Source organism: Actinoplanes sp. NPDC051851 (genome assembly GCF_040681165.1).
Taxonomy (GTDB): Bacteria; Actinomycetota; Actinomycetes; order Mycobacteriales; family Micromonosporaceae; genus Actinoplanes.
This window is the reverse complement of the sequence record NZ_JBFAYF010000003.1, coordinates 329,441-350,141: the sequence shown is the minus strand read 5'-3', so window position 1 is coordinate 350,141 and position 20,701 is coordinate 329,441. Positions and strand designations below refer to the sequence as shown.

General features: G+C 70.8%; 17 protein-coding genes. 6 read left to right on the top strand and 11 right to left on the bottom strand.

What is annotated here, in order from left to right; all coding sequences use genetic code 11:
- Nucleotides 1-1,938: a galactose oxidase early set domain-containing protein gene (locus tag AB0M08_RS05575; RefSeq protein WP_364488890.1), complete on the bottom strand. Its 1,938-nt coding sequence runs from the start codon at nt 1,936-1,938 to the stop codon at nt 1-3.
- Nucleotides 1,935-3,590 carry a glycosyltransferase family 2 protein gene (locus tag AB0M08_RS05570; protein ID WP_364488887.1) on the bottom strand — a complete coding sequence of 552 codons (1,656 nt, stop codon included), beginning with the start codon at nt 3,588-3,590 and terminating at the stop codon, nt 1,935-1,937. Before AB0M08_RS05570 ends, AB0M08_RS05575 begins: the two co-directional genes overlap by 4 nt.
- A gap of 207 nt (nt 3,591-3,797) precedes the next feature.
- On the opposite strand from AB0M08_RS05570, the gene AB0M08_RS05565 reads away from it, so the two are divergent.
- The 3 genes from AB0M08_RS05565 to AB0M08_RS05555 all read left to right on the top strand — a co-directional run bounded on the left by AB0M08_RS05565 (nt 3,798) and on the right by AB0M08_RS05555 (nt 6,165).
- Nucleotides 3,798-4,073, top strand: a complete 276-nt coding sequence (locus AB0M08_RS05565) for a hypothetical protein (protein ID WP_364488884.1) — start codon at nt 3,798-3,800, stop codon at nt 4,071-4,073.
- Between the two features lie 135 nt (nt 4,074-4,208).
- A complete protein-coding gene (locus AB0M08_RS05560; RefSeq protein ID WP_364488881.1) occupies nt 4,209-5,177 on the top strand; it encodes an alpha/beta hydrolase in 969 nt (322 codons plus the stop codon).
- Nucleotides 5,178-5,280: 103 nt separating this feature from the next.
- Nucleotides 5,281-6,165 carry an aminoglycoside phosphotransferase family protein gene (locus AB0M08_RS05555; RefSeq protein WP_364488878.1) on the top strand — a complete coding sequence of 295 codons (885 nt, stop codon included), beginning with the start codon at nt 5,281-5,283 and terminating at the stop codon, nt 6,163-6,165.
- 148 nt (nt 6,166-6,313) lie between these two features.
- On the opposite strand, the gene AB0M08_RS05550 is transcribed toward AB0M08_RS05555, so the two are convergent.
- A complete protein-coding gene (locus tag AB0M08_RS05550; RefSeq protein WP_364488875.1) occupies nt 6,314-6,952 on the bottom strand; it encodes an isochorismatase family protein in 639 nt (212 codons plus the stop codon).
- Nucleotides 6,952-8,145: a CoA transferase gene (locus tag AB0M08_RS05545; protein ID WP_364488872.1), complete on the bottom strand. Its 1,194-nt coding sequence runs from the start codon at nt 8,143-8,145 to the stop codon at nt 6,952-6,954. Before AB0M08_RS05545 ends, AB0M08_RS05550 begins: the two co-directional genes overlap by 1 nt.
- A 58-nt stretch (nt 8,146-8,203) precedes the next feature.
- On the opposite strand from AB0M08_RS05545, the gene AB0M08_RS05540 reads away from it, so the two are divergent.
- Genes AB0M08_RS05540 through AB0M08_RS05530 form a run of 3 tightly spaced genes read left to right on the top strand, consistent with a single transcriptional unit; the run spans nt 8,204 to nt 11,439 of the window.
- Nucleotides 8,204-9,094: a hydroxymethylglutaryl-CoA lyase gene (locus AB0M08_RS05540; RefSeq protein ID WP_364488869.1), complete on the top strand. Its 891-nt coding sequence runs from the start codon at nt 8,204-8,206 to the stop codon at nt 9,092-9,094.
- A gap of 24 nt (nt 9,095-9,118) precedes the next feature.
- Entirely contained in the window at nt 9,119-10,597 is a 1,479-nt protein-coding gene (locus AB0M08_RS05535) for an AMP-binding protein (RefSeq protein WP_364488866.1), read from the top strand.
- Nucleotides 10,594-11,439, top strand: coding sequence for a DUF4437 domain-containing protein (locus AB0M08_RS05530; RefSeq protein WP_364488863.1), 846 nt, complete (start codon nt 10,594-10,596; stop codon nt 11,437-11,439). The genes AB0M08_RS05535 and AB0M08_RS05530 overlap by 4 nt, the downstream gene beginning before the upstream one ends.
- A gap of 74 nt (nt 11,440-11,513) precedes the next feature.
- Here the strand turns inward: AB0M08_RS05530 and AB0M08_RS05525 are convergent, their stop codons facing one another.
- From AB0M08_RS05525 to AB0M08_RS05495, 7 genes are all read right to left on the bottom strand, one after another.
- Nucleotides 11,514-12,791 carry a HAMP domain-containing sensor histidine kinase gene (locus tag AB0M08_RS05525; protein ID WP_364488859.1) on the bottom strand — a complete coding sequence of 426 codons (1,278 nt, stop codon included), beginning with the start codon at nt 12,789-12,791 and terminating at the stop codon, nt 11,514-11,516.
- Nucleotides 12,788-13,444: a response regulator transcription factor gene (locus AB0M08_RS05520; protein ID WP_364488856.1), complete on the bottom strand. Its 657-nt coding sequence runs from the start codon at nt 13,442-13,444 to the stop codon at nt 12,788-12,790. Before AB0M08_RS05520 ends, AB0M08_RS05525 begins: the two co-directional genes overlap by 4 nt.
- 20 nt (nt 13,445-13,464) lie before the next feature.
- Nucleotides 13,465-14,727 carry a cation:proton antiporter gene (locus tag AB0M08_RS05515; protein WP_364488853.1) on the bottom strand — a complete coding sequence of 421 codons (1,263 nt, stop codon included), beginning with the start codon at nt 14,725-14,727 and terminating at the stop codon, nt 13,465-13,467.
- A complete protein-coding gene (locus AB0M08_RS05510) occupies nt 14,724-15,974 on the bottom strand; it encodes a cytochrome P450 (RefSeq protein ID WP_364488850.1) in 1,251 nt (416 codons plus the stop codon). The genes AB0M08_RS05515 and AB0M08_RS05510 overlap by 4 nt, the downstream gene beginning before the upstream one ends.
- Nucleotides 15,971-16,978 carry an alpha-hydroxy acid oxidase gene (locus AB0M08_RS05505; RefSeq protein WP_364488848.1) on the bottom strand — a complete coding sequence of 336 codons (1,008 nt, stop codon included), beginning with the start codon at nt 16,976-16,978 and terminating at the stop codon, nt 15,971-15,973. Before AB0M08_RS05505 ends, AB0M08_RS05510 begins: the two co-directional genes overlap by 4 nt.
- Nucleotides 16,975-18,549 (bottom strand): NAD(P)-binding domain-containing protein, encoded by a 1,575-nt coding sequence (locus AB0M08_RS05500; RefSeq protein ID WP_364488845.1) that lies wholly within the window; start codon nt 18,547-18,549, stop codon nt 16,975-16,977. The genes AB0M08_RS05505 and AB0M08_RS05500 overlap by 4 nt, the downstream gene beginning before the upstream one ends.
- Nucleotides 18,550-19,594: 1,045 nt before the next feature.
- A complete protein-coding gene (locus AB0M08_RS05495; protein WP_364488842.1) occupies nt 19,595-20,698 on the bottom strand; it encodes an FAD-dependent monooxygenase in 1,104 nt (367 codons plus the stop codon).
- Nucleotides 20,699-20,701 lie beyond the last annotated feature (3 nt).

Below are 20,701 nucleotides of genomic sequence, written 5' to 3'. Positions count from 1 at the left end.
TCAAAGGACCTTGACCCAGCGGCCCTGGGACGGGACTCCCTCGCTGTCGGTGACGAACAGCATGTACCAGCCGGACGGCAGGAGGCCGCGTTCGCGGGGGATCCCCACGGTGATGCCGGTCGGGGAGTGGCCCACGGTCAGCGCCACCGAACGCTGGTCCACGTCGGTGCCGTGGGTGATCGCGCTCGGGCGGACCAGGCGTGCGCCGCGGATCCGGGCCGCGTCCGGAGTGTCGAAGGAGGCCGTCGTGCCGCGGGAGACGCTGTCCGGCCCGGTGGTGACGGTCGGCCTGGCGCCGTGGAACAGGTACGGCGGGCTGTAGATCTCGATGCGCTGCTCGAACGTGCCCGGGTTGCGGCCGCCCTTGTCGTAGATCGGGTCGCCACCCATGGTGATCACCCGGCCGTCGGGGAGCAGCAGCGCCTCCGAATGGTAGTCGCGGCCCACGGTCGGGGAGGCGGCGGTGACGAAGCGGTTGGCGCGGGGCTGGTAGATCTGGGCGGTGAGCAGGTCGCTGCGGGTACGCCCCTGATACGGCCCCCCGCGATACCCCGACGACCCGCCGCTGGTGAAGACCGTGTCGTCGGGCAGGACCACGCTGCTCAGGTACCGGGTGGGGTGCGGCAGGTTCGGGCCGGGACGCCACGCCGGGCTGCGCGTATCGAGGTCGGCGATCGCGGTGCGTGCCGTGGAGACGGGGGAGTCGCCGACCGCGCCGCCGCCCATGATCATGACCTTCTGGTCCTGGGCGGGTGGGAGCAGCACCGACGAGCTGGTCTCGGTCATCGTGGCGTCACGCAGGCCCGGCACGGTCTGGAAGCTGTTGTCCCTCAGGTCCCAGAGGCCGGGTGTGCGGCCCTCGGTCGCCGAACCGTACCCCGCGTTGGAGCCGGAGAAGAACAATCGGTTGTCCTTGGTCAGGAAGAGGGCCGGGTAGGTCGGGAAGACCCGGGTGAGCTGCGGCTTCGCCTCCCAGCGCTGCGTCTTGTGGCGGTAGACCTCGTTGAGCCCGGGCAGCATCCGGCCGAACTGGTCGAGTCCGGAGACGGCGAGGACGTCGCCGCTGGGGAGCGGGGCCAGCGTGGGGTACCACCGGTGCTGGTTCAGGTCGCCGACCCGGACGTAGCGCTCGGTGTGCGGGTCGAACTCGTACGACGTGTCGTCGCCGCCGTACTCCTGCTTCTCGCGGGTGATCTTGTCGGAGACGCCGTAGAGGTTGCGGGCGTCGGCACCGCTCAGGCCGGGGATGCGGTACTGCGCGGGCCGGGTGACCACCGGGCCGTCACCGGCGGCGACCGCGTCCACCCAGACCTCGGCCTCGCCGGCGTGCACCATGGTCGTCGTGCCGTGCCGCATCTTCATCGCGGGTGGCACGGTGATGTCGGCGCGGCTGCGGTACAGCTGGGTGCCGTCGGCCGAGGCGAACTGGGTGCCCTTGAGGAACGTCCGCGGCCCGCCGTCCGGCGACTCGTTCTTGATCTTCATGACGCCGGCGGCGTTCTTGATGTCCTTCGGCAGGACCTCGTACGACTTGGTGCCGCCGGCGACCAGCAGGTTGCCGTTCTGCAGGAAGGTGTGCCCGGAGCAGAACATGTCGGTCGGCGTCGGGACCTGCGTGAACCGGTCGGTCTGCGGGTCCCAGAGCATGGTCTTGAACGAGCCGGCCTCGAAGTTCTTCCGGTTGTTCCCGGAGCCGGCGATGATCAGGACCTTGCCGGTGCTGAGCAGCGCGGCGTGGATCGCGTTGATCTTCATGTCGTCGGGGACGTCCAGCGTCGACCAGTGGCCGTAGGCCGCCTTGTACGACTGCCGGCTGACACTGAAGTCGTGGTACTGGTCGGCGGCGAACACCACGATGGGCTTGTTCGCCAGCAGCACCCCGGCGGCGACCGGGATCGCCACCAGGTAGCGCAACAAACGGCGGGCGAGTTTTCTCATGCGTACTTCTCCACGTGAAGAGCGGGACGGGCGGCCATCCGGAGCGCCGTCCAGAGGACCGGCGGGGCGAGGCAGAGCACGAGGTTGAGGGCCGGCCAGAGCCACATGAAGCCGTCGGTGCGGCCGGTGGCCACGGCACAGGTGAGCAGCGCGGCGTGGAAGAACGCCCAGCGCAGGTGGCTCGCGAAGGTGAGCAGCCGGTCCGGGCTGGCCGAGTCGCCCTTCGGGGTGACCACGAAACCGGCCCGGCGGCGCAGCAGCGTCTGCAGGAAGGAGGAGACGTAGACCGGCGCGCAGAGCGTGGAGAGCATCATCCCCGGTGCGCCGGAGGAGCCCTCCTCCTCGTGCGGGCTGACGTTGTGCCGCCGGTTCCAGAGGTAGAGGCCGACCTGGAAGAGCGCCGCGTCGACGTAGAGCATGGTCCAGACGTGCTGTGGCACCTGGACGCCCTCGGCGCCGAGCACGATGTGGGCGACCGCGGTGATCGCGCCGAGCAGCCAGGCGATCGCGGTCATCGGGTAGTAGGCCATGAGCAGTCCGTAGTGCAGGGTCCGCCGCACGCCGAGCCGACGAATTCTGCTGATAAATCCCGATAAAACGACTTCGTCGGTGCCCCGCGACCACCGGTGCTGCTGGCTGAACAGGTCGGTCCACGACGACGGGCCCTCCCCGACGGCGAGCACGTCCGGTGTGTAGACGGACTTCCAGCGGTTCCCGCTCAGCGGGTTGCGGGTGGCGTGTACGGCGAGACTCGTCGCCATGTCCTCGGTGATCGAGTCCTGCAGCCCGCCGATCTGCCGCAGTGCCGAGATGCGAACGGCGTTGTTCGTTCCGACCAGCATCGGGATGCCGAGCAGGTTCCCGGCGCGCTGGAGCAGCGAGTGGAACAGGTACTGCTGCGACTCGGCCCAGCGGGTGACCAGATTGTCGTAGTTGCCGTATACCTGCGGCCCGACGACGAACGCCACATCCGGATCGCGGAAGTAGCCGAGCAGCCGCTCGCAGAACGACGGCAGCGGCACGTGGTCCGGATCGACCGAGACGAAGACGTCGTACTCCCCGCCGTGCGCGTCCATCCAGGCGTTGTAGTTGCCGTGCTTGGTCCTGGCCTTGAAGCCTCCGGCGGGAAGATTCCACTCGGGTACGCCACGCCGGCTGAAGTGGTGCGCCCCGACCCGGTCGCACATCGCCTTGACCGCGGTGTCGTCGCCCTCGTCGAGCAGCCACAGGTGGTACGTCCCCGGGTGCAGGACCCGCTGGGCGGCACGCAGCGTGTGTTCCACCATCGCGATCGGCTCCTTGCCCGGGACGATCGTGGTGAGGAACGCGACCCGCAGTCCCGGGTCGGGCGGCACCGGCACGGGATCGCGGGCCCGCAGCGTCGCGAGGCAGAGCGTGACCACGTTGACCATCCGGAACAGCTCGATGACCAGCAGGACCGCGGAGATCACCGGTGAGCGGCCGGAGACCGAGGTGAGGAGCCACCCGAAGAACGTCGCCTCGAAGAGGAACGCGAAGACCGTGATCAGCACGGACCGGATCGGGCGGCTGCTGGAGAGCGGCCGTAATCGCACCCGGTAGTCGGCGCCTGCCTCCGGCGGCGGATCGGGGGAGCCGGCGAGCCGGCTGAAGGCGTCGTAGTCGTAGAGCATGAGGCTCCGTTTTCGGGGGAAACCGGAAGAACGGGACGAGAGTACCCCTAAACGGGCAATATGCGTCATACCTCGATAGTGCGGTCGGGTCGCGTGGTAGTGAGCCGCGGAAGTCTGCCGAACCGTCGAACCAATACGCCCTGTGATCCGTTTGGTTTGTCAGGCGGGGTGAAGCGAACCCCGTGGTAACCCGACAAGGCGGTGGCGATGTTGATCCTGTACTTGCTTCTCCTGGTTCTGGCCGCCGCCTGCGTGCTCGCGGTCCGCGGCGTCCGGGCGGAGGCTCGCGCAGAGGAGGAGCCGCTGGTCATCGAGGAGTCGTGGTTCCCGCCGCAGAGCCTCGAAGGGGTGCTCTGCGGTCAGGTGATGGCCGGCGAGATCACGCTCCGCCAGTACCAGAAGTCGATGGAGGGTCTCGCCGCCCGCGACGAGGAGCGTCACCCGCTCGTCGTTCCGTGGCACCTGGGTACCGCCGAGGAGTGACACAGCGCAACGACAGCGACCCGGCATCCGCCGTACGGATGCCGGGTTTTTTGTCTCTTGACAGGCCATCGATGTTCCCTGATTAATGGAAACACTGTTTCGGAGAGCGTTACGGCCAATCCTCCTGGAGGCCCCGTGTCGTCCCTGTCCCGTCTCCTCGCCGCCCTGGTCCTGACCGGATCGGTGCTGCTCATGACCCCCGCGCCGGGTTACGCCGCGGCCACGGTGGTCACCACCACGGTCGACGTCCCCTGCGGTACCGGCACGCTTCACCAGGCCGTCGACTGGTACTTCCCGACCACCACCAGCCCGAAGGCCCTGATCTACCTGCAGCACGGATTCTCCCGCTCCAAGTCGAACATGGCCGATCTCGCCGGCGAGTACCAGACCGCGGGCTACCTGGTCTTCGTCCCGACGCTGCCGTCCTCCAACGCGAACAACTGCACGGTCAACAACACCGGCAGCAACACCACGTTCCTGACGAACGTCGCCGCCTGGTTCGGCACGGCCACCAGCTCCACCGGCAACCTCGCCGTGAGCTACGCCACTGCCGCGACCACGGCGGGCCGCGCCGGCAGCACGCTACCCACCACGTTCATCCTCGCCGGGCACTCCGCCGGCGGCGAGGCGGTCACCTACGTCGCCGGGGTGCTCGCCACCACGTACCCGGCCGCGTACGCCAACCTGAAGTTCCTGCAGCTCCTCGACCCGGTCGAGTCCCCGTCCGGCACCAACATGGCGACCGGCCTGACCGCGGTCGGCGGCACCTCGCTCCCGGTGCGGACCGTCTCGTCGCCGCCGTACCTCGCGAACGGCCAGGCCAGCGGCACCGTGGAGCTGACCGCCACGCTGGACCGTGACTTCCTGGGCGTCCGGCTGACCACCGGTTCGCACTGCGACGCCGAGGGCTCCAGCACCAACTTCCTCTGCACGCTCACCGCCGGCGCGTCGAAGGCCGCGAACGTCACCGCGCTGCAGACCTTCGCCGTCGCCTGGGCCAACGACGCGGTCGCCGGCACCACGACCGCCACCTACTACCCCGGCGGCACCTACTACCAGTCCCTGCTCACCGCCGGCACGATCGAGACCCTCTCCGGCGATTGATCAGCTTCGTGGGCCCGCTCCCTCTGGGGAGCGGGCTTCGATCGTACGATCGGAGGCTCTTATCCGGTGGCGTGAGAAGCCGGCGCCCGGCGAGGATGACGCCGTGAGCCTCGGACCGCTACCCCAGCGCATCGACGTAGAGGCGGATCTCGTCCGCCGCCTGATCGACAGCCGGTTCCCGCAGTGGCGCTACTTCCCGATCCGCCCGGTGGCGAACGGCGGCTGGGACAACTGGACCTTCCACCTCGGCCCGGCGATGTCGGTGCGCCTGCCCAGCGCCGCCGAGTACGCCCTCGCCGTCGAGAAGGAACACCGCTGGCTGCCGCGCCTGGCGCCCCGGCTCCCGCTGCCCGTCCCGGTCCCGCTGGCGCAGGGCTCGCCCGGCTTCGGCTACCCGTTCTCCTGGTCGGTCTACCCGTGGATCGACGGCACCCCGCTGACACCCGGCGCCCTCACCGACCCGCCCGCCTTCGCCGCGTCCCTGGCCGGCTTCCTGCTGGCCCTGCGCGCCGTCGACCCCGGTGACGGACCCGCCCCCGGCCTGCACAACTGGTATCGGGGCGGCTCGCTGCGCAGGTACGACGGCGAGTTCCAGCGCGCCCTGGGCCTGCTCGGCGACCGCGTCGACGCGGACCGGGCGCGCGTTCTCTGGAAGGACGCGCTCGACGCACCCTGGGACGGCGAGCCGACGTGGTTCCACGGCGACATCGCCCTCGGCAACCTGCTGCTGGACGCCGCCGGCGACCTCTCCGCGGTCATCGACTTCGGCACCTGCGGCGTCGGCGACCCCTCCTGCGACCTCGCCATCGCCTGGACCGTCCTGACCGCCGACGCCCGCGAGCTGTTCCGCGCCCACCTCTGCGTCCCCGCCGCAGAGTGGACCCGGGGCCGCGGCTGGGCCCTGTGGAAGACCCTGGTCACCTGCGCCCACTCATCGTCCCCGGAGCCCTTCCGCGCCCTCACCGAGATCCTCTCCCCCGACGCTTAGCCCCCGACGCTTAGCCCCCGACGCTTAGCCCCCGACGCTTAGCCCCCGACGCTTAGCCCCCGACGCTTAGCCCTCGACGCGGCCCACCACCCCGGCCCCGGAAGAGAAAGCGGCTGGGCCGGTGCCGGAGGGCGTACCGGAGAAGGGGTCAGAGGTTTCTGAGGGTCTCGGGGAGGGTCAGGACGTCGGCGTACTTGGCGTCCAGGTCGAAGAGATTCGACTCGTGGGGGGCGGGGGCGCGGTCGGCGCAGGCGTCGCGGACGACCATCGGGCGCAGGCCGTGCTGGAGGGCGTCGAGGGCCGAGGCGCGGACGCAGCCGCTCGTGGAGAAGCCGCCGATGACCAGGGTGTCGATGCTGTGCGAGGTCAGCCAGGCGGCCAGGGACGTGCCGGCGAAAGCGCTCGCGTAATGCTTGGTGACGATCAGTTCGCCGGGGGCCGGGGCGAGTGGCGGGGCGAAACCGGCGTACGGGCTGCCGGTGGCGAAGGCCCTCAGCGCCGGGACCTTGGCGGCGAAGAGCGGGGCCTCGGAGCAGGACTCGTCGGCGAAACTCACGCGGGTCCAGACGACCGGGACCGACGCGGACCGGGCGGCCTCGGCGAGCACGGCCATCGCGTCGGCGGCGGCCTGTCCCGTGGCGAGGTGGAGCGGGGAGTCCGGGTGGGTGTACGCGACCGCCGGGTCCACGAGCAGCACGGCAGGACGGGCTCCCCAGCCCAGCCTGCGGGCGAACCCGGCGGCCGCGTAGTTCTCGGAGAGCTCGGTGTCCTGATCGGGCTCGGTCATCAGATGACGCCGCGCTCACGGAGGCCGGCCAGGTCCTCGCCGGAGAGGCCGAGCAGCCCGCCGTAGATCTCCTCGTTGCTCGCGCCGAGTGCCGGGCCGGGCCACCGGACCTCGCCGGGCGTGTCGGAGAGCCTCGGGGCGACGTTCTGCATCTTCAGCGGGCCCAGCTCCGGGTGGTCGACCTCGATCACCGCCTCGCGGGCCTGGACGTGCGGGTCGGCGATGATGTCCTCGGCGGTGTAGATGCCGCCCGCCGGCACGCCCGCCTCGTGCAGCATGGCCAGGAGCTTCGCCGACGGTACGGTCGCCGTCCACTCGCTGATCAGCCGGTCCAGCTCGCCCTGGTGCTCGCCGCGGGAGCCGTGTGTGGCGTACCGCGGGTCGTCGGCGAGTGCCGGGCGGCCCATCACGTCGGCGAGGCGGCGGAAGACGGTGTCCTGGTTGGCGGCGATCAGCACGTCGGAGCCGTCGGCACTGGGGTACACGTTGCTCGGGGCGACGTTCGGCAGGATCGGGCCGGTGCGCTCGCGGCGGTACCCGGCGACGCTCCACTCCGGGATCAGCGACTCCATCATGGCGAGGACCGCCTCGTAGATCGCCGAGTCGACGACCTGGCCGCGGCCGGTGCGCTCGCGGGCGTGCAGGGCGGCGAGGGTGCCGAAGGCGGCGTACGTAGCGGCGAGCGAGTCACCGATCGAGATGCCGCTGCGGGACGGGGCCCGGTCGGCCTCGCCGGTGACGTGGCGCAGCCCGCCCATCGCCTCGCCGATCGAGCCGAAGCCGGCGCGGGGCGAGTACGGGCCGGTCTGGCCGTAACCGGTCACCCGGACCAGGATCAGCCGCGGGTTGATCGCCGAGAGTTCCTCGTACGAGAGGCCCCAGCGTTCGAGCGTGCCGGGGCGGAAGTTCTCCAGCAGCACGTCGGACTCGGCGACCAGGCGGCGGACCAGGTCCTGTCCCTCGGCCGATCGCAGGTTGCAGGTGACGGACTTCTTGTTGCGGGCGACCACCGGCCACCAGAGCGACTGGCCGTGCGGCTTCTCCCGGCCCCACTGACGCATCGGGTCGCCACGGCCCGGGTCCTCCAGCTTGATCACCTCGGCCCCGAAGTCGCCGAGCAACTGGCCGCAGAACGGGCCGGCGAGCAGGGTTCCGGTTTCCAGGACACGAATGTCGGCAAGTGGCGCGGTCACGCGATCACCATATAGTGGCGAAACGACGTTTCGCTAGATGGAACAAAGGGGTGTCGACGTGGAGATCGTCGAGGTGGGGCCGCGGGACGGGCTGCAGAACGAGAAGAGGGTTCTGTCGACGGCGGTGAAGGTGTCCTATGTGCGGAGGGCGATCGAGGCCGGACTGCGCAGGATCGAGGTGGCGGCGTTCGCGCGACCGGATCGGGTCCCGCAGATGGCCGACGCCGAGGAGGTGCTGCGCGCGGTGCCGCGTACGGGAGAAATCTCTTATATCGCTTTGATCCTGAACGGCAAGGGTCTGGACCGGGCGCTGGCGCTCGAGGACGCGCGGCCGGATGAGATCAACTATGTCGTCGTCGCCAGCGACGAGTTCTCCCGGCGCAACCAGGGCATGTCCACGGCCGATTCGCTGGCCGCATTCGGCAAAGTAGCCGATAAAGCACGAAATAACGGACTGAGGGTCACCCTCACCATCGCCGCCGCCTTCGGCTGCCCCTTCACCGGCGAAGTTGATATCCGAAATGTCGGAGAAATCGCCCAGGGCGCGGGAGTGCTCGACGAGATCTGCCTGGCGGACACCATCGGCGTCGGCGTCCCGCATCAGGTGGCGGAGCTGGTGGACGCGGTCAAACGGGACGGGGTCACGCTGCGGGCGCACTTCCACAACACCCGCAACACCGGCTACGCGAACGCCGTCGCGGCCGTGCGGGCGGGCGTCGAAGCACTCGACAGCAGCATCGGCGGGATCGGCGGATGCCCCTTCGCGCCCGCCGCTACCGGGAACATCGCCACGGAGGACCTGGCCTACCTGCTGCGGCGCTCGAAGGTCGAGACCGGCGTCGACGTGACCCGCGCCGCCACGGCCGGCGTCTGGATCGGCGAGCGGCTCGGCCTGCGTGAGGTGCCGGCCCAACTGGGCCGTGCCGGAGACTTCCCCCTTGCTTCGTAATGGAAACGGTGTTTCCATTCTGGCATGTTGCGGCCTGGTGGGGCGGATCTGACGATCGCCGGTGGGATTCGGGAGTTCGGCCGGGCGACCCCGGACGTGATCGCCGTGCGCGACGGCGACCGCGCGATCACCTACGCGGCCCTCGACGAGCGCTCCTCGCGGGTCGCCTGTGGGCTGCTCGCCCTCGGGCTCTCCCGCGGCGACCGGGTCGCGCTGCTCTGCGGCAACCGCCTGGAGTACCCGGAGATCGCCGCGGGCATCGCGAAGGCGGGCCTGGTCCTGGTCCCGGTCAACCCCCGCCTGACCCCGCCGGAGGTCGACTTCATCCTGGGCCACTCCGGCGCGCGGGTGCTGCTGGTCGACGGCGAGCACGAGAGCGACCTGGTCGGCGCGACGATCCGCATCGGTCCGGCGTACGAGAAATGGCTCGTGAACTCCTCTTTTGAAGACCCGTGGATCCCGGTCGGCGAACGCGACCCGTTCTGCATCGCCTACACGGCGGGGACCACCGGCGATCCCAAGGGTGTGCTGATCTCCCACCGGTCCCGGTGCCTGACGTTCTACGCCACCGCGCTGGAATGGGGACTCGGGCCCGGCCGCCGGACCATCGCGGTCGCCCCCATGTACCACGGCGCCGGTTTCGCCTTCGCGTACGCCGCTGTCTACTGCGGAGCGACCGTCAGCATGCTGCGTACCTTCAGGCCGGACCACCTGCTGGACATGATCGCCCGAGACCGCGCCCAATCGGTCTTCCTCGTGCCGACCCACGCGCAGTTGATCAAGGCGGCGGTGGAACGGGTGCCGGAGCTGCCCAGCCTGGACACGCTCTACTTCAACGCCGCCGCGCTGCCGAAGGTGCTCAAGGAGTGGGTCTTCGAGGCCTTCCCCGGCGCCGGCGTGCACGAGCTCTACGGCTCCACGGAGGCCGGCGTGATCACCGACCTGCGCCCGCCGGACGCCCGCCGCAAGGCCGGTTCGGTCGGCCACCCGTGGTTCGCCACACAGGTCAGAGTGGTCGATGCCGATCAGAACGAGGTCGGTCCGGGCCGGCCCGGTGAGCTGTACAGCCGTTCGCCGTACCTGATGAACGGCTACCACGACAATCCGGAGGCGACCGCCGCCTGCACCACCGAGGACGGCTTCCTCACCTCCGGCGACATCGTGATCCGCGACGAGGAGGGCTTCATCTCCATCGTCGACCGGGTCAAGGACGTGATCATCACGGGCGGGGTGAACGTGTACCCGCGCGACGTCGAGGAGGTCCTCCTCGCCCACCCGTCCGTGACCGAATGCGCGGTCGTCGGCGAACCCGACGACCGATGGGGCGAACGAGTGGTCGCCTACCTGGTCAGCCGAGGGCCCGTCGAGGCCGATGTTCTCGAGGCGTATCTACGCGAACGGCTGGCCGGTTTCAAGGTCCCCAAGCAGTACCGGACCGTGGCGGCGCTGCCCCGCAACGCCGCCGGCAAGATCCTGAAACGAGAACTGAGGAGTACGCCGTGAGGGCACATGTCGAGCTGATCCACGAGGACGACTACATCTTCCACGCCGGCGAACTGCCGTACGGCGAGGGGAAGATCCTGGAACGGCGGCTCTCCACCGACGAGGAGGACGGCTCCTCGTCCCTGTCGCTGCACGCCACCGCCGACTGGGGCCGCAGCGCCGGCATCCCGCACGCCGACACCGAGTTCTACGTGGTCGAGGGCTCGCTGATCTACGGCGGTCAGGAGCTCGGCCCGGGCGGCTACGTCCAGGTCCCCAAGGGCGCCCCGATGGACTGGATCAAGGTCCGCGAGGGCTCCCGCATCCTGCACTGGCGCGAGTACGGCGACGCCGGCTTCGACCCGCTCGTCTCGGTGAAGGAGACCGACGCGGAGGGCCGGGCGACCGTGATCGACGCCAACACCATGGACTGGGTCGAGGCGCCGTCGGTCGGCCCGCTGACCCCGCTCTACATCAAGCTGCTGCACCGCGACCCGAAGACCGGCTTCTACACCCGCCTGATCCGCGCCAAGAAGGGCTGGACCGACCACCGGCTGGCCCATCACCCCTGCTACGAGGAGTTCTACACGCTCGGCGGCAGGATGGCCTACAACTTCGGCGACATCGACGAGGGCACCTACTGCTTCCGCCCGGCCGGCGTGAAGCACGGCCACTTCATCGCCGAGACCGACATCGACTGGATCATCCGCTCCGACGGCGAGCTGATCAACTGGTACACCACCGAGGAGTGGGTCAAGTGGGGCGGCCACGCCGAGAACTACCCCCACGAGCACGCCCCGGTCATCTCCACGCTCCCGGTCCGCTCCCGGTCCCGCGGCGACTGGTCCGGCGACGGCATGTAGAACCCCGCCCCTTGGTCACGCCGAGCGGTCCTTCCTCCGCTCGGCGTTTCCCCTGCGGAACCGGTGGCCGCGGGTCAGGCGCGGGCGGGGAAGAGGCGGTGGCGCGTGGACGTGGGGGTGGGGGTGTAGAGGGGGAGGCGGACCGTGAAGGTGGCGCCGAGGCCGGGGCTCGTCGAGGCGGTGATGGTGCCGCCGTGGCTCGTCACCACCTCGTGGAGGAGGGCCAGGCCCAGGCCGAAACGGCGGGTGCCCGCGCCCGAACCCCGGTGGAAGCGGTCGAACAGGCGGTCGGTGTCGGTGGGGTCGAAGCCGTCGCCGGTGTCGGTCACGGTCAGGTCGGCGCTGCCGTGGCGGAACGTGCGACTCGGGCCGCCGGTGCCGACGGTCACCGTGATGTGGCCGCCGTCCGGGGTGTGGGTGAGCGCGTTCGCCAGCAGCTCGGAGGCGACCCTGCGCAGGGCCGACTCGATGCCGGTGACCGGGACCGGGGCGGGCGGTGCGATCAGGTCGAGGGCGACGCCGTGCTCGGCGGCGCGGTCGGTCTCGGCGGCGACCGCGTCGGCGCAGAGGCGGGACAGGTCGACCTCCCCGGCGGCGTGGCCGTCCACCGGGGTGGCGGCCATCCGGGCGGAGAGCAGCAATTCCTCGACGATCTCGCCGAGCCGGCTGGTGGTGCCGATCAGGCGGTCCAGGTCGCGCCGGTCGGCCTCGCTCCCGGTACGCCGTGCGCGCCGGGCCAGCATCTGGGCGCGCGTGTGCACCTGGACGATCGGCGTACGCAGTTCGTGGCTGGCATCGGCGACGAACCGGCGCTGACGTCCGAGGGCCTCGGCGAGCGGGGCGACGGCGCGGCGCCCGACCAGGACGGCGGTGAGCGCCGCGGCGAGCAGCCCGGCCAGGCCCGCGAGCCCGAAGGCCATCAGCAGGTGCCGGCGGTCGGCGAGCTGGAAGCGGGCGTCGAAGACGACCTGGACGACGCCGTCGGTGCGGTACTGGGTGCGCACCCAGTAGGTGGTGCGGTTCCGGTCGATCTGCCGGGTCTGGCGGATGCCGCTCGCGGCCACCTCGGCGACGTCGGCGGGGATGGGCAGGCCGGGCGGCGGGGGCGGGCCACCGGCGAGCAGGACGCCGTTCGCGTCGTAGAGGAAGACCCAGCTGCACGCGGGCGGCCCGTCGATGGCCCCGTGCCGGACACCGTAGTCGAGCTCCCGGTCGATCTGCTGTTCCTGGCTGTGCCGGAGCACCTCGTAGGAGATCGTGCCGAGCAGGGTGAGCAGGATGCCGATGGCGAGGCCGACGGTGAGCCCGATCCGCCAGCGTGCCCGCCGAATGGCGTCTCTCTCGAAGGTCACAGCGCACCGAGCCGGTAGCCGAGCCCGTGCACGGTCTGGACCACCCGGCGGCCGAGTTTGCGGCGCAGGTAGTAGACGTACGTGTCCACGATCGACGCGGCGGCCGCCTCGTCGAAGACCCGGGTGCGCAGCGCGGACCGGGAGTGCACCGCGTGCGGGCGGGTGGCGAGCACCCGGAGCAGCTCGAACTCCCGGGAGGAGAGGGCGACCCGGGTGCCGTCGGGCAGCACGGCGTCGCGTACGCCGAGGTCGAGCAGCCCGCCGCCGATCGGCAGCACGTCGGTGGAGTCGGCGGTGCGCCGGCACAGGGCCCGGATCCGGGCGCTCAGCTCGTCCAGGTGGAACGGCTTGACCAGGTAGTCGTCGGCGCCGGCGTCGAGTCCGGCGATCCGGTCGTCGACGGTGCCGAGGGCGGTGAGCATCAGCGCGCGGGCGGCCACCGCGCGGGCCCGCAGCCGGGTGATCAGGTCGAGCCCGTCCAGGGCCGGGAGCCGGCGGTCGATCACCAGGACGTCGTACGGCCTGGTCAGCCCCAGGTGGAGACCGCGCTGGCCGTCCGGAGCCTGGTCGACGACGTACCCCTCGTCGACCAGGGTCTCGGTCAGCATGTCACGGAGTTCGGTGTCGTCCTCGACCACCAGAAGCCGGCTCATTCATTGAAGATCTCATATGTCTAGGCGGCTGTCGCCAGCGGAATTCGCTCTCTTGACGTTTTCTTAGAATGGTGCCGGTCCAGCCGGGTGAGCACCGGTGTGGTCATCAGCGTGGTGATCAGCGCGACCAGCACCAGCACCGTGAAGAGCGACGAGTTCACGATGCCCGCCTCCAGCCCGACGTTGAGCGCGATCAGCTGCATCAGGCCGCGGGCGTTCATCAGCGCGCCGACCCGCAGCGCCACGTCGTTCGGCTCACCGCGCAGCCGGGCCGCGGCCCAGCACGCGCCGAACTTGCCGGCGATCGCCAGCGTCACGCAGGCCGCCGCGAAGAGCAGTACCCGTACGTCGCCGAGCAGCGCGAACTCGGTCCGCAGCCCGGAGAAGGTGAAGAAGAGCGGCAGGAACACCGCCGACGCGATCGGGGTGAGGGTGTCGATCACCCGGTCGGTGCGCTCGGTCTGCGGCATCACCACACCGACCGCGAAGGCGCCGAAGACCGCGTACAGGCCGATCTCGTCGGTGTACCAGGCGACCAGGAAGAGCAGGGCGGTCGTGCCGAGCATCCGGGCGCGGTCGTCGAGCCGGTCGCTGCCGATCAGCGCGCCGGTGACCCGCGGCCCGGCCAGCCAGAGCACCAGGCCGAAGAGGACCGCGCCCCCGGCGGTGACCAGCGCCGGGCCGGCCCGCCCGGAGGCGAAGGCGAGCACCACGGCCAGCATGATCCAGGCGACCAGGTCGTCGATCGCGCCGCTGGCCAGGGCGAGCGAGCCGTGGCGGGTGCCCGCGTGCCCCCGCTCGGTGATGATCCGGGCGAGCATCGGGAACGCGGTGATCGCCAGGGCCACGCCGACGAACGCGGCCGTCACGCCGAGCGAGACCCCGTCCACCCGGATCGGTGCGGTCGCCGACGTCGCCAGCACCAGGAGCACCCCGAGCACGAGCGGTGCGGTCACCCCGGCCAGGGAGACCACGCCCGCGGTGCCGGCCAGGTTGGTGACCCGGTGGGACTTGAACGCGTACCCGGCCTGGAACATGAAGAGGACCAGGCCGATCTGGCCGACGACGTAGAGCACCGGCAGCAGCGGCGCGGGGAAGAGCGCCGCCTGGACCGACGGGAAGAGGAGCCCGAGCAGTGACGGGCCGAGCAGCACGCCGGCCAGCATCTCGCTCACCACGGGTGGCTGGCCGGCCTTGCCGAGCAGCCAGGCGACCAGCTTGCAGAAGAGCACGATCACCGCGACCGCGATGAAGAACCGCGGCGCGAGCTCGGTGGGTGTCACGGCTGTGCCTCCAACGAGGAGAAGTGGGTGGTGCAGAGCTTCTGGCGGCGGGCGTCCAGGACCATCCAGGTGCCGAGGACGAGCTGCTTCATCGACCGGCCGGCGTCGGCGATCCGGTCGGTGCGGCGCAGGGCGGCGAGCCGGGCCGGGCCCGGGCCCCGGTGACCGATCGGGGTCAGGAAGGCGGGACCGCGGTTGGGCAGCGACCGGGTGTGCGCGGCCGGCGCGGCGACGGCGAAGCGCCGGAGCACCTCGCGGGTGGCGGCGCGGAGCATCACGGGTGCGGCGCCGCGGGCGGGACAGGCCCGGTTGGCGGTCATGCCGTACGGGATGAAATGGGCCTCCCTGCGCTTCAGCCGTCGCCATCGGCTCGGATCGAACGTGTCGTCGGCGGCCGGGCCGGTGCGCTGGTAGGCGAGGTAGTTGAAGAGGAGCACGGATCCGGCGGGGATGGTGGTCTCCCCGTCGACGGTGATCGGCGCGGAGGTGATCCGGTGGGCGATGCCGAAGAGCGGGTGGACGCGGAGGGTCTCGTCGATGAGATCGTCGAGCGATTGATCCGATACATCAGATATGTCGCCTGCGAGCAGCAGGATGTGGGCCATCGCCTCGGACATCTGCACGACGGCCGTGTTGAAGAAGGCGCCCTGCAGGTACCAGGCGGTCTCCTGGGCGGTGAACGGTGGCGGGAGGACGACGGGGCAGGTTCCGGCCTCGATGCGGGAGAGGAGATACCGCGTCAACCGGTCGCGCCGCGACATGTGCCGCAACCCGAGTCCCTTCAGGGCGTTCACCACATCGTCGGCGTTGGCCACGATCATGTCCCGGGCGGCGGGGGGACACGATTCCGCGAACACGAGCTCGTGGAAGACCTCCGCCCAGACCGGCATCATGAGATCGCGCAGCCGGACGAATCCCGAAACCCCGGCGAGGGCCCGCCGGGTGGCCGCGGTGGCCAGGGCGTCCGAGCGGGCGTGCGGTACCGCCAGCACCCTCCGGGTCACCCGCGCCACCGTCTGGTAGCGATCACCCGGCTCGAGGTGCTCCTGGTGCATCTGCGGTCCCGGTGCCAGCCAGTACCAGAACAGGTCGGAGAGCCCCGCGCCGCGACTCCGCCCGTCCGCCGCCGGATCGCTGTAGACCCGCTCGAAGTGCTCCGCCCCGATCAGCGGCCCCGGCACCGGGATGCCCTCCGCCCCGTTCACCCGCCGGAAGATCCACTCGCGGAGCCGGACCACCGCGCTCACCACGCCACCACCAGGTCGGGCGTCAGGTCCGCCGGCCGCCGCGCCCCGGCCAGAGCCATCACGTGGTCCAGCTCGTCGGTCAGGTTCCGCAGCTTCTCCCGTACGGCGGCAGCCCCGCCCCCGGCCAGCGCCTCCAGCACGGGCCGCCCGATCAGCACGGCGTCCGCACCCAGCGCGAGCGCCACCAGCACGTCGGTACCGCGCCGGATCCCGCCGTCGACCAGCACCGGGATCCGCCCGCCGACCGCCTCGGCCACCGCGGGCAGCGCGTCGACGGAGGCGATCGCGCCGTCCAGCTGCCGCCCACCGTGGTTCGAGACGATCACCCCGGCCGCGCCGTGCTCGACGGCGAGCCGGGCGTCCGCGGGGTGCAGGACGCCCTTGATCAGAATCGGTAGTCCGGTGACCCCGCGCAGCCGGTCGATCCGGTCCCAGCCGACCGTCGCGTCCATCGCGATGTCCCGCACCCGCCCGGTCTCGTCCCGCAGGTTCTCGCAGGTCAGTCCCGTCGGTAGGTCGGTGAACCCGTTCCGCCGGTCGCGTTCGCGCCGCCCGTGGACCGGGGAGTCCACGGTCACCACGAGCGCCCGGCAACCCGCCTTCTCCGCACGGCGTACCAGAAGGGTGGTGAAATCGGGGTCCGGCTGGAGGTAGAGCTGGAACCAGAGCGGGCCGCCCGCCTCGGCGATCCGCTCGACCGGCTGGGTCGCCGCCATGCTGACCACCATCACGGTGCCGGCCGCGGCCGCTCCCGCCGCGGTCGCCGACTCGCCGTCCGGGTGCGCGAGCCGGTGGAACGCGGTCGGCGCGACCAGGATCGGGGTGGCCAGATCGGTGCCGCACAGGGTGGTCCGCAGGTCCCGTTCGCCGGTCGCGCGCAGCACCCGCGGCACGATCCGCAGCCGTTCGAAGGCCGCCAGGTTGGCCAGCAGCGTCCGCTCCTCGCCCGCGCCACCGGCGAAGTAATCGGCGTGGACGGGGTCCAGGTGAGACCGTGGCGTCATGTCAGGCTGCGGCTTTCACGTCCGGTTCCGAGGCAGCGGGCCAGGAACGCGACCAGCGGCGCGACGTGCACGTCCGGGCGGTCCCAGCGGTTCTCCAGGTTCTCGGCCAGGTGATGAGTGGCGGTCACCTCGCCGTCGCGGTGGTAGCGGACCACCGGGTGCAGGTACGCCGCGTCGTGCGCCTGTCCGGGCGTGTCCTGCGAGATCCGGCTGACGGTGATGTCGAACGGGTCGACCCGGTCGTGGTCGGGGCCGTACTCCAGTGTGACGGCGAAGGCGTGCCGGTAGTCGTGGTCCGGGGTGGAGAGCCCGTGCGCGGTGAACCAGTCGACCGGGACCTCCTCGTGGTACCGGGCGTCCGATTCGCTCACGGTCACCACGTCGGCGAGGAAGCCGAACTGCTGCCAGAGCGCGGAGGAACGGTTGACCCGCGCGATCACCGCGTCGGCGAGCGCCTTCGGTGCGGCGTCCAGCTTCTCGGCCGGCCAGGGCGTCGCGGCGTACGTGAGCTCGAGGATCCGGTGCAGGGAGCGGACGGCGTACCGGAAACCGTGGATGAAGCCGCCGGTGGACTTCTTGAAGTCGCGGACCTGGCCGATCGTGCCCGCGAAGTGCAGCCCCGGCACATTGACCGACTCCCATGACTCGGTCTGTGCCGGGAAGCGGTCCCGGATGGTCAGCTCCGGCCGGCACGAGTCGTCGAAGATCGAGTCGTCGAAGCGGAATCCGGTGCACGCGAGCACCCGGTCGTAGTGCAGTTCCTTGACCACCTCGTCGACCCGGGAGAACCCGAAGCGGACCCGGAAGCCGTCCCCGTCCCGCTCGATGCTCTTCACCGTGCCGTCGAGAATCGCATTGGCTGACTTCAATTGGTACGTGTCCAGGAAATTGTTGTTCACGGCGCGCAGGTGTCCGACATAGTGCGTACGCCAGGCGAGCCGCACCGAGCTCGGCCCGGCCACGTGGATCACCGTGGTCGTCTCCATCAGGTTCTCCGCCGTCTCGAACGCGGAGTTGCCCTTGCCGATGATCAGCACCCGCTGATCGAGGTAGTCCTGCGGGTCGACGGACATCTCGGCATACCGTTCGGCCAGCTCGAACCCGGGGATCTCCGGCTCGTAGGCGCGCGACACCCCGGTCGCCACGATCAGCCGCCGCGCCTGCCAGGACCGCTCGCCGGCCTCCACGGTGAACAGCCCACCGTCACGGCTGACCCTCGTGACCCGGGTGTCGTACTCGATCCGCAGCCCGCGCGCGAAGTCCGCGAGATACCGCAGCATCACGTCAGCGTCCGGAAAATATCGCTGCGTGTACCGGGTGAACCGCAGTTCCGGATCGTCGCTGAGCAGCGAGTTCCAGTCCAGCCGCAGATTCAGTTCCGGATCGTCGCTCCCGGTCCGCGGCTTGTTGATGGAAATCAGCGTCCGGTGCCGCGGAAACCGTTCGAAGAAGGCGCCCGGCCTGCCCGCCCCCTCCAGCACCAGGTAATCCCGCTCGCCGTCACGCTCCAGCAGCCCGGCAAGCTGCAGTCCGGCCGGTCCGGCCCCGATGATCAGGTAGTCAAGCGCCATGCCGCCGACCGTAGAACCCGGAATTCAGAGTTTTTTCAACGCCCTTTCCCGGTACGCCCGCCCCGCCCTGCCCCTGCCCCGCCCCTGCCCCTGCCCCCGTCCCCGCCCCCCGTCCCGCATCCATCGCAGCCCTGGCCTACTTGACCGGCTACCTGGAATCCGCCACCGACTGACCGCCCCGCTCCACCCGTCTACTCACGATCGCCCCGTTCGTGCGATCTCACGCTTATTTGTCCCGCTTCTGGCTGGTCGTCACGGGTGTGTCGACGCGGTCGACACACCCGTGACCCCGTTGGTCAACTCCGGCGGGGGTTTCCTCCGGTCGGGGCGGGCCCTGTTTGGCCGGACTTGATCGACTTTTCATGATCAACTGCGGGGATGATCTTGGTGGCTGGTGCTCAGGGGTGTGTCAGCGGGCTGGAGTGACCCGTGAGCGCCAGCTTTCCCGGCGCGGCTGGTGGTCAGGGGTCTCTCGGGCGCCTGAGACACCCCGGATCGCCAGCCGATCGGCCTGAGACACCCCGGATCGCCAGCCGATCGGCCTGAGGCACCCCGGATCGCCAGCCGATCGGCCTGAGGCACCCCGGACAGCCAGCCGACCGGCCGAGGCGCCCCGGACCGGCGGCTCATCGCCCGCCGGGTGCCGCCCGGCCGGTCCATGATCGAACCCCTTGCCGGCGGAGCCGGCGATCCGCGGGCGGCGAGTGTTCGGGCGGGCACCCGGTCACGGGATCCGGCGTCCCGCCCAGGTGGTCCAGATGTGACCAGCCTGTCGCGGTTGCCCGGTCGGCTCCCTTCGCGGGCGCTGCGTGTGTATCGCTCCTGATGCATCAAGCGGGATGCATCACGAGCGATACATCGGGGGTGATGCATCAACCGGGATGCATCGGAAGTGATGCATCGGAAGTGATGCATCGGAAGTGATGCATCCTGCTTGATGCATCAAGGGAGATGCATCAACCGGGATGCGTCAAGAACGCAGGTCTGGTCGGTGCGGCGCTCCGCCCGTGTTCTGACCCGGCTCGCGCAGCGGGTGCCGGGCGGGTCAGAGAGTGGGGGAGCCGGGAGCGCGGGCGCTCCGGGTGCCCCGGGTGCTGAGCTTGGCGGAGGTGGCGACCGTCTCCTCGGTCTGGGTGCGGCGGAGGGACTCGTACGTGGCGAACGCGTCGGCCGGAGTGTCGTGTGAGGTCAGGGCGGTGGCCAGGGTGATGGCGTCCTCCAGGGCCATCGACGCGCCCTGGGCGGCGGCGGGTGTGGCGGCGTGGGCGGCGTCGCCGACCAGGGCCAGGTGGGTGTCGTGCCAGTGTGGGGTGGTGGGGATGTCGTAGGAGTCGCCGCCGATGATGTCGGTGCCGGTTCCGCTGACGATGCTGGTGAGCGGGGTGTCGTGGTCGCGGCAGGCGGTCAGGACCAGGTCGCGCCAGGAGCGGGCGGTGGCTTCCGAGCCGGGCTGGGGGCCGGTCGGGAGGGTGGTCGGGGCCGGGGCGGGGAGGCGGGCGAACCACCAGGTGCGGCCGTCGTCTGCCGGGACGGTGAAACCGAAGAAGGCGTGTGTGCCGCGGACCATGTGGTACTCGTCGACGGCGGCGCCGGAGGGGTTGCCGGGGGTGTAGCCGTAGACGACGTGCTGGCCGGCGAAGCGGGGGGCCGGGGCGGCCGGGTCGATCAGGTGGCGGGTGCGGGAGTGGATGCCGTCGGCGCCGATCAGGATGTCGCCGGACGCGGTGGTGCCGTCGGTGAAGGTCGCGAGGACGCCGGTGGGGGTGACGGTGGCGTCGGCGAGCCGTCTGCCGTGGTGGACCGGGATGCCGCGCGCGGTGGCCAGCTCCTGCAGCGCGCGGTAGAGGGCGGCCCGGGTGATGGTCCGGGCCGGGGACTCGATGGGGCGGCGGCCGAGGTGGGTGAAGCCCGCGTCCCAGAGGGAGACCGCCCGCGCGGGGTAGGAGACCGCGGTGACCGCCTCGGCGGCGTCGATCGCGGCGAGGGCGGTCATGCCGTTGCGCATCACGGTGAGGAAGGCGCCGGCGTCCTCGCCGCCGGAGGGGTGCGCCTCGTAGATCTCGGCGGGGATGCCGGCGCGGTGCAGGGCCAGGGCGGTTGCGGCGCCGGCGATGCCGCCACCGGCGATGAGTGCTGTGCGTACGGCCATGAC